The sequence below is a fragment of the Algoriphagus sp. 4150 genome (assembly GCF_031457395.1).
Taxonomy (GTDB): Bacteria; Bacteroidota; Bacteroidia; order Cytophagales; family Cyclobacteriaceae; genus Algoriphagus.
Genome location: NZ_JAVDWS010000003.1, coordinates 179,220 through 190,227, shown reverse-complemented (window position 1 = coordinate 190,227; position 11,008 = coordinate 179,220). Strand labels below are relative to the sequence as shown.

Genomic DNA, 11,008 nt, shown 5'->3' with positions numbered 1-11,008 from the left:
ATGATTATAAGCCATACGGGACAGGCTATCCCGTTTCCTTCGTCACGGGACAGGTTATGACCTCTTAAAACAGAATATAAACACATGAAATCGAGCATGTCGAAGGCGGTACACACTGGGATGATTATCCCTTATGCGAGATTCCATGTGGCCAATAGAGAAGAATTATAAACACATGAAATATATAGAGGACGAAATACTGGTTAATATCCGTTTTTCTGAAGTGGATTCTTTGGGCATAGTATGGCATGGGAATTACCTTAAGTTTTTTGAAGATGGCCGGGAAAATCTAGGTCTGAAGTATGGTATGTCTTACCAGGATCTCTACGAAAATAAGCTGATATTGCCCATAGTCGACACCAAAATGAAATTTAAATCGGTGCTGAAATTTGGGCATGTGGCTCGGCTTGTCACTAGACTTCAATACAATCAGGCGGCCAAAGTAATCTACAAATACACGGTCTATAATGAGACTACCGGCAAGCTGGCTGCCGTGGGGGAAACTACCCAAGTCTTCGTGAATGAGGAAATGGAACTGCAGTTGAATACTCCTCCGGTTTTTGAAAATTGGAAGTCCAATCAAGTATGGCTGGAAAAATAACGGTTTTTGTAGGGGGAGAAAATATCATCTCGCCATTGGGATGGGGCATTCAGGAGACTTTTTCCAATGCAGAGAATGGAAAAACAGGTCTCAGGGAATTGGCGCAGCCATTTCAGGGGATTGAAAAACTTCATGCTGCGAAATTTCAGAATTCTTCTTTCTCTACAGACTCTGCAATAGCAGAATTTGCGGGGGAAAGCTGCCATGGAAATTTGGAAGAATTGCATTTTACCCATCAACCGGAAGAGCGCTGGCTGTTTGTGCTGAGTACTACCAAGGGCGATATTGCCCACTTGAAAAGTGGAGATGTGATGCGCGCAAATCCCTATTATTTGATGCAGCAGCTGCAGAAAGAACTTCCTTTTTCCTCCGAAGGAAAGGTGATTTCATGTGCCTGTATTTCGGGATTGTCAGCATTGATCTATGCAGCGGATAAGATTGCAGCTGATCAGGTGGATCATGCGCTGGTAATAGGAGCAGATCTGCTTAGTGAATTTACCACACTGGGTTTTGAGTCTTTTTTCGCATTGGACGCAGCGCAATGCAAACCCTTTGACAGGCATAGAAATGGATTGAATCTGGGTGAGGCAGCAGCAAGTGTGGTGCTTTCGAAGGATAAAAATCTTTTCAAATCCAAACCTTTCCAATACCTGGGTGGAGCTACAAGTAATGATGCGAATCATATTTCCGGGCCTTCCAGGACTGGAGAAGGGCTTTATAGAGCAGTTTCAAAAGCCTTAAAATACAGTGGTAAACACGCCGATGATATTGGGTTTATTTCAGCCCATGGCACAGGAACTTTATTCAACGACGAAATGGAAGCCAAGGCTTTCAGCCGACTCGGTTTGGAAAAAACTCCTTTGAATAGTTTGAAAGGCTACTTTGGCCATACTCTGGGAGCCGGTAGTCTGGTCGAGCTCGCAATGACTATGCGAAGCATGAGAGTAGGCCTGCTGCTGAAGACATTTGGATGTATAAACCCCGGGACGGAAACGGAACTTAATGTGCTGAAGGAAAATCTGGAAATTGACGTGAAGTTGGCACTGAAAACAGCATCGGGTTTTGGCGGTTGTAATGCGGCGGTTTTAATCGGGAAACAGTAAAATGGCTATACAAGTAATCTCTTCCTGCAGCATTGAAAATGGCAACATAGTAGTCAACGGAAAAACTGTATTTTCTTTTGAAAGCGGAGACTTTTCCGAGTTCCTGAAGGCAGCGTTTAAGAAACTGGACTCTCCTTATCCCAAGTATTACAAGATGGATAAGTTGTGCCAGCTGGCGTTTCTGGGATCTGAGTATTTATTGAAGGAGAAGAGCCTATTCTTCGGAGATGATGAAGTTGCCATGGTTTTTTTCAATGGGCAATCCAGTTTGGATTCTGATTCAAAACATCAACAGCTAATAGATGAAGAGGCAAAAGTCAGTCCGGCGGTCTTTGTATACACCCTGCCAAACATCATGATGGGGGAAATAGCCATCAGAAATAAATGGTATGGAGAAAATCTGCTTATTTTGAAGCCAAGTTTTAATTTCGAAGAATGGGCGACGGAAGCTGATTTGCTGATTTCCGCAGAGAAAGCCACCTATTGCCTTGGAGGTTGGATAGATGCATTTCAGGAGAATTACCGGCTGCGACTTTATTTGGTAGAAGCTGCGGAAATAAAAATGTCGTTATTAACTATATAAAAATGAGTTTACAGGAAGAAATAAAGAAGTGTTTGATTGAGCAGTTGAGCTTGGAAGATTTGAAACCTGAGGATATAACAGATGATCAGCCACTTTTCGGAGAAGAAGGCATAGGATTGGATTCGATTGATGCACTGGAAATTATCGTAATTCTGGATAATCATTTCGGAGTAGTATTGGATAATCCGGAGTCAGGAAAGGAAGTTTTTAAGTCAGTGAACGCACTTGCAGATTATATCGTAAAAAATCGGCCTTGACAAAAATTAATATTACCGGGCTAGGAGTGGTGAGTGCTTTGGGCATTAGTGCAAAGCATCACTTCAATCAACTCAAATCCGGGATGATAGGCATAGGACATTATCTTCGTGCTGAGCAGTATTTTTATGCCGGTAAAGTACCGTTTACCAATCAGCAACTTTCGGAATTAGGCCAAGTGCCTTTTTCTGATTATACATCAAGAACTGCACTGCTGGGGATTTTGGCTGCCAAAGAAGCTTTAGGAAAAACCGCTTTGGATCCTGGAATGCCCTCCGCATTCATCAATGGAACTACCGTCGGCGGGATGGATCTGAGTGAGCAGTACTTTGAGGCAAAAGGCAAGGGAGAGCAGGGAGATGCAGCTCTTTTTCAAATGCATGACCTGGGTGCCAACTCAACTTACATCGCAGAAAATTTGGGTGATTTCCAGTATATAAATACAATTTCTACTGCCTGTTCCTCATCCGCAAATGCCATTATGCTGGGAGCACAATTGATCCATTCGGGAGAGTTCCACAGGGTATTGGTAGGCGGAACTGATGCCTTGTGCAACTTCACAATCGAAGGATTTAAATCTTTGATGATCTATGATACCCATTTGTGTCAACCATTTGATGTAAATCGGCGCGGGCTGAACCTTGGTGAAGGCGCGGCTTATTTGCTTTTGGAAAGTGAGGAGAGTGTAAAGCAAAGTGGAAATAGATGCTTTGCCAGACTATCAGGCTGGGCTAATCGCAATGATGCATTTCACAACACAGGTACTTCACCCGAAGGAATCGGTGCACAACAAGCCATGTGTGCAGCACTTGATACTGTGGGGCTGAAACCTGATCAAATCAGCTACATCAATGCGCATGGAACCGGAACCCAGAATAATGATTCATCTGAATTGGCAGCCATGGAAGCTGTTTTCGGAGATAGTCTCCCCGATTTTAGCTCTACCAAAGGAGCGACAGGCCATACATTGGCTGCATCAGGAGCCATAGAAGCCGTATTTGCCGTGCAGAGTTTGCTTCAAAACTATGCCTTTGGAAACTTCAGTATTGCTGAGCCCATGACAGCTTCTCCTTCACTTTTACGAAAAGCTGTATCCAAAGAAATTCAGCACGTGATGTCCAACTCGTTTGGGTTTGGCGGTAATTCTACCTCTTTGATTTTTTCCAAGAATTGATGCAAAAGCTATACATCCATCATGCAGTTTCGATTTCTGCCCAAGGTTTGTGGGAAGGCTTTTGTCTGTCGGATTTGAAGGAGAAGCTGCAAGAATTCCAGGCAACTGACCCCGAATATAAAACCGTGATTCCGGTGATGGCATTACGCAGAATGTCCAAAATCACTAAAATGGCCTTGATGTGTGGTCTGACAATTTCCAAAACTACTACCTTGGATTGGGATGCAATAATTGTGGGAACAGGACTGGGGAATCTGGCGGATACTGAGAAGTTTTTGAATCTTATTTCAGGTTCTGCGACAGGTTTGAATTCCCCGACGGCCTTCACTCAGTCCAGTCATAATACGCTTTCCGGGCAGATTGCCTTGCAGCTGAAAAATCATGGCTACAATATGACGCATGTTCAGCGGAATTTTTCTTTCGAAAGTGCCCTAAAAGATGCAACTCTTCAATCTCAATTCGGAATGACAAACATTCTCCTGGGTGCGGCAGATGAGCATATTCCTCTGCTTGATAGTTTGGCGAGAGAGGCGGGCTACGGGGAAGCGGATATTTCCGGTTTTGGCGAAGGATCCTCATTTTTTCACCTGAGTGCCGATATTCCTTCGGAGATTTTTGTAAAGGATAGTTTGATCAAGATGAAAGCCCAGACCCCTTCTGAAGAAATTGATGCTTTTTTATTGAAAAATCAGGTCGATAGAAAATCCTGTTTGCTTCTTACCACAGCAGATTTGATAAGTAACTGTGATATGGATCAAAGATCTGTGGCAGAATTAGTCGGAAGATATATGACCAGTTCAGGTATAGCGATGCATTTGGGGTGTTCGTATCTATCCGAGCAAGCGTACCAGCATGTCCTGATCTGTGCTACTTCATCCTCAGGTTTGGGCTTAACATTGCTAAGCCATGAGTAAGGTTCAGGTAGCTTTGGGAATAGCAGTCCTGCTTGCGGGGGTGATTTTGATGACCTCAGTTTCCAACTTATACTTGATTGCCTTGGCTGCGGGGTTCTTACTTTTTTTATTTTGTATGGCTATGTTTATCAAGCCACAGTTCTTCGTTAAATTCATTCTGAAGACTACTAAGAACAACGTTTTACTTAGTTTTGATGATGGCCCTGATCCAGTGAATACACCTTTGGTGTTGGATATCCTGAAAAAGCATAACGCGAAAGCTATGTTTTTCCTAATTGGAAAAAAAGTGAAGGGCAATGAAACACTTATTGAGAGAATGCATGCGGAGGGACATTTACTCGGAAGCCATTCTTACAGTCATGATCCTATGATTGGCCTTTGGAATAGGAGTAGAACCACGTTGGATATAGGTGACGGACATGGAGCATTGCAGCATGTGATTCCTGAGGCGGGCAACTGGTATCGACCTCCATTTGGAGTTACTAATCCAAACATTGCCTTTGCACTCAAAAAGTGTGGACTGCAAGCTGTAGGATGGACAGTGAGAAGCTATGATACCGTCAAAAAAGATCCTGAAAAACTTCTCGAGAGCCTAAAGAGAAAAATAAAAGGATCAGATATTGTACTCTTGCATGATACGCAACCACACACAGTTTCTATACTAGAACCTTTGATATTGGAACTGAAAAGAAGAAATTTGACCTCAAAAGCTGAATTGAATTAAATGCAATTTCTACTTACATTTCTATTGTTCATCACACTATCTAGCCCTGTTTTTGCCCCGAATCAGGATGCAGCTTTTGCAGCCAAACTACAAGAACACTACAAGACGATTAAATCCATAACGGCTGATTTTACCCAGAGAAAACAGAGCTTGCTTTTTGATGAACCACTCGTGTCCAGTGGTCTTTTTTATTACGAAAATCCGGATAGAATCCGCTGGGAACAGCAGGAGCCAAGCGCCACTTATTTTATCCTGAATAAGGATGAGGTAATTCAGTTTGACGGGGAATCTGTCAAAAAATCCAAGGGGTTAAGCATGCAGATGAGTATTTTCAGGCAGTTTATTCTAAGTACTGTGGATGGATCTATTTTGAATGATCCTTCATTTGATAAGCGCTTTCTGAGCAAGAATGGGAAAATGTCCATCACACTATTGCCTATGGATAAGCGGATGGCGAAGCGGCTCGCAAAGATAGAACTGGTATTTGATGAGAAAGACCTTCTTCTCGATCAACTGAAAATGTACGAAAGCCAGGAGCATTTCACGGAAATTATTTTTGAAAACCAGAAAATAAATACGGCGATTCCTCCATCAATTTTTCAATAGAATGCAACAGCTAGCTTTAAATCAAACAATTGATATTTCTATACTTTCCCAAGCCGAAACTGACTCAGTGATAGAAGTCAGGGTGCTGGGAAATAGTCCCGTTTTCGAGGGGCATTTCCCGGGAAACCCAATTCTACCCGGTGTGATTATGGTGGAGGCAGTAAGGTCTTCACTACAAAAACTTTTTGGGAAAGAATTTCATCTTAAGACAGCACTAAGCATCAAATTCCTGTCTGTTCTGAATCCTGCAGAAAATGAAATTGTGCATTTGGGAATAAAGCATACAGAAGTAGAGAATGGGCTGAAAATAGAGGCAAATCTGTTTTTAGAAGATACGGTTTTCTTTAAAATGAAAGGTGTCTATAGCCAGGTATAATGGATAAAAAAGTTTGCATCATCATACCTACTTACAACAATGAAGCTACACTCAGTGAAGTGATTTCGGAAGTTTTATCGATTAGTGCTGATGTATTGGTCGTGAATGATGGATCTACAGACAGCACTGAGTCAATTCTGCAGTCCTTTCCGACGTTGGGTTATATCAGCTATGAAACTAACCAAGGGAAAGGATATGCACTGAGAAAAGGGTTTGAACATGCTTTCGAACGGGGGTATGATTATGCTATAACCTTGGACTCGGACGGGCAGCATGAGCCTGAAAACATCAGGGATCTGCTGGATCAGATTCAGTTCTTGGAAATGGAGACAGTTCTGATGGGCTCGCGAAATATGAGCCAGGAGGGTATTCCCAAGAAAAGTAGTTTTGGGAATAAATTCAGTAGTTTCTGGGTCTGGTTTAATACCGGGGTTCGGCTTTCAGATACGCAAACGGGGTTTCGGGCTTATCCGCTTGGGCCTATTTCGAAGAAGAAATGGTATTCAAAAAAGTTTGAATTTGAGGTTGAGATTTTGGTGAGGCTGGCATGGGAAGGAGTGGAGATCAAAGAAGTGCCGGTGCATGTAAATTACCCTGAGGATCGGGTCAGCCATTTTAGACCGTTTCGTGATTTTGCCCGAATAAGTGTGTTAAATACCTTGTTCTTTTTTCTGACACTGGGATATTTTGCGCCCAAGCGCTTATTTTTCACAAAGGGGGAACATAATATTTTTACTCAGATAAAACAGGAATTTCAGCGGCGTCAGGATGATCCTATCCATATGGCAGGATCGGTGGGTTTGGGGCTGTTTTTTGGCGTATTTCCGATTTGGGGATTTCAGATGGTTGCGGCATTTTTTGTGGCAAGTCTACTGAAGCTTAACCGGGTCATTGTCCTTACTTTTTCGAATATTAGTCTGCCTCCATTGATCCCTGTGATCATATTGTCCAGTTATTTTTTCGGAAGTTTTTTTGTGAAAGAGAAAGTGCTGATTCCTGATTTTTCTGAAATAACCTTAGAGACAATTTATCTTCAACTTCATCAGTATCTGGTAGGAGCTGTGATATTGTCCTGTGCCTTGGGCTTGCTGGGTTTTGGTTTTGCCTACATCCTGATGAAAGCAAGAGGAAAGTGAGCTTTTCGTCGGAGTGTGGGATATGCCTACTCTTGGGAGTATGATTACTTCGAACAAAAAAAGCGCTTGATCTCTCAAGCGCCTATTGGTGACTAGCAAACTTATAATTTTAGCTTCCGCACATTTCACATCCTTCGGGATCATCCAAAGAGCATGCAATGGCATCTTGTTTTTGAGCTTTCACTTCCACTATTTCCTGTTGTGCTTTTTCCACTTTAGGTTCAAATCCTGTTTTATCCAACGTGAACTTGATAGCACTGGTCGCTGCTTGAGATCTCAAGTAATACATACCTGTCTTCAGTCCTTTTTTCCAAGCATAGAAATGCATAGAGGTTAGCTTACCGAAGTTGGGATCCTGCATAAATACGTTCATGCTTTGAGACTGGCAGATGTAGGCACCTCTATCAGCGGACATGTCAATGATGATTTTCTGTGAAATCTCCCAAACGGTTTTGTAAATATCCTTGATGTGCTGAGGTATTCCCGGTACATTCTGTACAGATCCATTGGTTGAGATCAATCTGTTCCTCATGGTATCATCCCAGAGACCAAGAGCGATCAGGTCCTTCATCAAGTGCTTATTCACAATAATGAACTCACCTGACAGCGTTCTTCTGGTGTAGATATTAGAAGTATAAGGCTCAAAGCATTCATTGTTGCCCAAGATCTGAGAAGTAGAAGCTGTAGGCATCGGAGCCATCAACAGGGAATTTCTCATTCCGTACTTCTTGATTTTCTCTTTTACTTCAGTCCAGTTCCATCTTCCTGACTTTGGAGTAACTCCCCACATATCAAACTGAAGTTCACCTTTAGATGCCGGCGAACCTTCGTAGGTTTCGTAGGTACCTTGGACTTTGGCAAGTTCCATGGAAGTCTCCACGGCCGCGAAGTACATGGTTTCGAATATATCTTCATTTAAGCCTTTGGCTTCCGGAGAATCGAATGGCATACGCAGCAAAATAAATGCATCTGCCAATCCCTGAATTCCAAGACCGATAGGGCGGTGACGGAAGTTTGATCTTTTTGCTTCCTCTACAGGATAGTAGTTTACATCGATCACCTTGTTCAGGTTCTTGGTGGCTACTTTAGTGATTTCATATAGTTTTTGATGGTCAAAGAACAGTTTTCCGTCAGGACCGGCAGTCACAAATTTTGGAAGTGCGATAGAAGCTAGGTTACAAACAGCGACTTCGTCCGGAGCTGTGTATTCTATGATCTCGGTACACAGATTGGAAGATTTGATAGTTCCAAGGTTCTTCTGATTTGATTTGCCGTTCGCCGCATCTTTGTAAAGCATGTACGGAGTACCTGTCTCGATCTGAGATTCCAATACTTCAAACCAAAGCTCCTGCGCTTTGATAGTCTCACGTGCCTTGCCTTCTCTTTCGTACTTTTCATAGAGTCTTTCGAACTCTTCTCCATGACACTCAGAGAGTCCCGGAGCCTCATGAGGACAGAATAGTGACCACTCCAAGTTTTGCTCCACACGCTTCATAAACAAATCCGGAATCCAGAGTGCATAGAACAAATCTCTTGCTCTCATTTCTTCTTTTCCGTGGTTTCTTTTGAGCTCCAAGAAATCTTTGATATCTGCGTGCCAAGGCTCAAGATAGATCGCAAAGCTTCCTTTTCTTTTTCCTCCACCCTGATCGACATAGCGGGCTGTCATGTCGAAGTTTCTAAGCATAGGTACGATCCCGTTGGAAACTCCGTTTGTGCCTTTGATGTAGGATCCTTTGGCTCTTACGTGGTGAATAGAAAGACCGATACCTCCTGCAGATTGGGAGATTTTGGCGCATTGTTTCAATGTGTCGTAGATCCCGTCAATACTATCATCCTTCATGGTAAGCAAGAAGCAGGATGAAAGCTGAGGTTTCGGAGTACCTGCATTGAAAAGTGTAGGGGTAGCATGTGTAAACCACTTTTCAGAAAGAAGGTTGTATGTTTCAATCACTGAGTCTATGTCCTCCTTGTGAATCCCAACTGCCACTCTCATCAACATGTGCTGAGGACGCTCTACTACTTTTCCATTCAACCGGATCAAGTAACTTCTCTCCAAAGTCTTGAATCCGAAATAATCATACCCAAAATCCCTTTTGTAATCAATTGCAGCATCTAGTTTGGCCGCGTTGTTTTTGATGATGCCGTATACTTCCGGATCCAGCAGAGCTGCATTTTCGTCAGTCTTTGGGTTCACGTGGGTATATAGCCTTTTCATGGTATTCGAAAAAGACTGACTTGTAGTCTTGTGAAGATTGGAGATGGCGATTCTCGCAGCCAATATTGCATAATCGGGATGCTTCACCGTCAGAGAGGCGCAAACTTCTGCCGCCAAGTTGTCTAGCTCTGTAGTGGAAACACCGTCATAGAGTCCATCGATTACCTTTTTGGCAACATCGATTGGCTGAATGAATCTAGGATCCAGCTCATAGCAGAGATTTTCAATTCTGGTTGTGATTTTGTCGAATCGTACTGATTCTCGCCTTCCGTCTCTTTTTAATACTAGCATTTCTTTGGGATTTTTAGGTTGATGGAATAGATAGGGGGAATTTAGAAGTCTTCACCAATGGAGAATCTTGGTGAATCGTCAGAGCCTTCTGTCGTTTTCATTACACCAGCTTTTTGGTAGTCGCCAACTCTTTTTTCGAAGAAGTTGGTTTTTCCCTGAAGCGAAATCATGTCCATGAAATCAAAAGGGTTTGTGCTGTTCCATATTTTTTCACATTCTAATTCGTCTAGCAGTCTGTCTGCGACAAATTCAATATACTGACACATTAGGTCAGCGTTCATGCCGATAAGCCGTACAGGCAGGGCATCGGTTACAAATTCTTTTTCTATTTCTACTGCATCCCGAATGATCTCTCTTACCGTTTCTTTTGGAAGTTGGTTGTTCAGGTGCTTTGTGTACAGATGGCAAGCGAAGTCACAGTGTAACCCCTCATCACGGGAAATTAATTCATTGGAGAAGGTAAGCCCAGGCATCAAGCCTCTTTTCTTGAGCCAGAAAATAGAGCAAAACGAACCTGAGAAAAAGATTCCTTCCACCGCTGCAAAAGCGATAAGACGCTCTTGGAAGTTTCCGTTGTCAATCCATCTCAACGCCCAGTCGGCCTTTTTCTTTACACAGTCAATATGCTCGATGGCATGTAGTAGCTTGTCACGCTCTACCGCATCTTTAATGTAAGTGTCGATGAGAAGGCTGTACGTTTCCGAGTGGATATTTTCCATGGCGATCTGGAAGCCATAGAAGAATTTAGCTTCAGTATATTGAACCTCAGAGACGAAGTGCTCTGCCAAATTTTCGTTTACTATTCCGTCGCTGGCTGCAAAAAATGCCAGAACATGGGAGATGAAATGACGCTCACCGTCATTTAATGCTTTCCAATCCACCATATCTTGGCCTAAATCAATTTCTTCAGCAGTCCAAAAGCTCGCCTCGGCTTTCTTATAGTATTGCCAAATGTCATTGTGCTGTATGGGGAATAAAACAAAGCGATTCTTGTTCTCTTCTAATATTGGTTCGTTCTGCATTGCTA

12 protein-coding genes are annotated in these 11,008 nt (G+C 42.8%); 10 read left to right on the top strand and 2 right to left on the bottom strand.

The window, feature by feature from the left end:
* The first annotated feature begins 175 nt into the window (after positions 1-175).
* Genes J2X69_RS07010 through J2X69_RS06965 form a run of 10 tightly spaced genes read left to right on the top strand, consistent with a single transcriptional unit; the run spans position 176 to position 7,472 of the window.
* Positions 176-601, top strand: coding sequence for a thioesterase family protein (locus J2X69_RS07010; RefSeq protein ID WP_310100672.1), 426 nt, complete (start codon positions 176-178; stop codon positions 599-601).
* Positions 586-1,704, top strand: a complete 1,119-nt coding sequence (locus tag J2X69_RS07005) for a beta-ketoacyl synthase N-terminal-like domain-containing protein (protein WP_310100669.1) — start codon at positions 586-588, stop codon at positions 1,702-1,704. The genes J2X69_RS07010 and J2X69_RS07005 overlap by 16 nt, the downstream gene beginning before the upstream one ends.
* Before the next feature lies 1 nt (position 1,705).
* A complete protein-coding gene (locus J2X69_RS07000; protein ID WP_310100666.1) occupies positions 1,706-2,287 on the top strand; it encodes a hypothetical protein in 582 nt (193 codons plus the stop codon).
* A gap of 2 nt (positions 2,288-2,289) precedes the next feature.
* On the top strand, positions 2,290-2,544 hold the full coding sequence (locus tag J2X69_RS06995) for a phosphopantetheine-binding protein (protein WP_310100664.1): 255 nt from the start codon (positions 2,290-2,292) through the stop codon (positions 2,542-2,544).
* Entirely contained in the window at positions 2,541-3,716 is a 1,176-nt protein-coding gene (locus tag J2X69_RS06990) for a beta-ketoacyl-[acyl-carrier-protein] synthase family protein (protein WP_310100661.1), read from the top strand. Before J2X69_RS06995 ends, J2X69_RS06990 begins: the two co-directional genes overlap by 4 nt.
* The gene (locus J2X69_RS06985) at positions 3,716-4,630 is read left to right on the top strand and encodes a beta-ketoacyl synthase chain length factor (protein ID WP_310100658.1); all 915 of its coding nucleotides are present in this window, start codon (positions 3,716-3,718) and stop codon (positions 4,628-4,630) included. Before J2X69_RS06990 ends, J2X69_RS06985 begins: the two co-directional genes overlap by 1 nt.
* Complete coding sequence (locus J2X69_RS06980) at positions 4,623-5,354, top strand: polysaccharide deacetylase family protein (protein WP_310100656.1); 732 nt, start codon at positions 4,623-4,625, stop codon at positions 5,352-5,354. Before J2X69_RS06985 ends, J2X69_RS06980 begins: the two co-directional genes overlap by 8 nt.
* Entirely contained in the window at positions 5,355-5,960 is a 606-nt protein-coding gene (locus J2X69_RS06975; RefSeq protein ID WP_310100653.1) for an outer membrane lipoprotein carrier protein LolA, read from the top strand.
* Between the two features lies 1 nt (position 5,961).
* Positions 5,962-6,336 (top strand): hypothetical protein, encoded by a 375-nt coding sequence (locus tag J2X69_RS06970; RefSeq protein WP_310100650.1) that lies wholly within the window; start codon positions 5,962-5,964, stop codon positions 6,334-6,336.
* Positions 6,336-7,472: a DUF2062 domain-containing protein gene (locus tag J2X69_RS06965; RefSeq protein WP_310100647.1), complete on the top strand. Its 1,137-nt coding sequence runs from the start codon at positions 6,336-6,338 to the stop codon at positions 7,470-7,472. Before J2X69_RS06970 ends, J2X69_RS06965 begins: the two co-directional genes overlap by 1 nt.
* A 109-nt stretch (positions 7,473-7,581) precedes the next feature.
* Here the strand turns inward: J2X69_RS06965 and J2X69_RS06960 are convergent, their stop codons facing one another.
* A complete protein-coding gene (locus tag J2X69_RS06960; RefSeq protein ID WP_310100643.1) occupies positions 7,582-9,981 on the bottom strand; it encodes a ribonucleoside-diphosphate reductase subunit alpha in 2,400 nt (799 codons plus the stop codon).
* 41 nt (positions 9,982-10,022) lie between these two features.
* The gene (locus tag J2X69_RS06955) at positions 10,023-11,003 is read right to left on the bottom strand and encodes a ribonucleotide-diphosphate reductase subunit beta (protein WP_310100639.1); all 981 of its coding nucleotides are present in this window, start codon (positions 11,001-11,003) and stop codon (positions 10,023-10,025) included.
* Positions 11,004-11,008: the final 5 nt, after the last annotated feature.

Bases quoted from the DNA above. Each gene is read 5' to 3' on its own strand.
- J2X69_RS06985 (WP_310100658.1), top strand. From the start codon at position 3,716: ATGCAAAAGCTATACATCCATCATGCAGTTTCGATTTCTGCCCAAGGT.
- J2X69_RS06975 (WP_310100653.1), top strand. From the start codon at position 5,355: ATGCAATTTCTACTTACATTTCTATTGTTCATCACACTATCTAGCCCT.
- J2X69_RS07010 (WP_310100672.1), top strand. From the start codon at position 176: ATGAAATATATAGAGGACGAAATACTGGTTAATATCCGTTTTTCTGAA.
- J2X69_RS06965 (WP_310100647.1), top strand. From the start codon at position 6,336: ATGGATAAAAAAGTTTGCATCATCATACCTACTTACAACAATGAAGCT.
- J2X69_RS06980 (WP_310100656.1), top strand. From the start codon at position 4,623: ATGAGTAAGGTTCAGGTAGCTTTGGGAATAGCAGTCCTGCTTGCGGGG.
- J2X69_RS06970 (WP_310100650.1), top strand. From the start codon at position 5,962: ATGCAACAGCTAGCTTTAAATCAAACAATTGATATTTCTATACTTTCC.
- J2X69_RS07005 (WP_310100669.1), top strand. From the start codon at position 586: ATGGCTGGAAAAATAACGGTTTTTGTAGGGGGAGAAAATATCATCTCG.
- J2X69_RS06955 (WP_310100639.1), bottom strand. From the start codon at position 11,003: ATGCAGAACGAACCAATATTAGAAGAGAACAAGAATCGCTTTGTTTTA.
- J2X69_RS06995 (WP_310100664.1), top strand. From the start codon at position 2,290: ATGAGTTTACAGGAAGAAATAAAGAAGTGTTTGATTGAGCAGTTGAGC.
- J2X69_RS06960 (WP_310100643.1), bottom strand. From the start codon at position 9,981: ATGCTAGTATTAAAAAGAGACGGAAGGCGAGAATCAGTACGATTCGAC.
- J2X69_RS07000 (WP_310100666.1), top strand. From the start codon at position 1,706: ATGGCTATACAAGTAATCTCTTCCTGCAGCATTGAAAATGGCAACATA.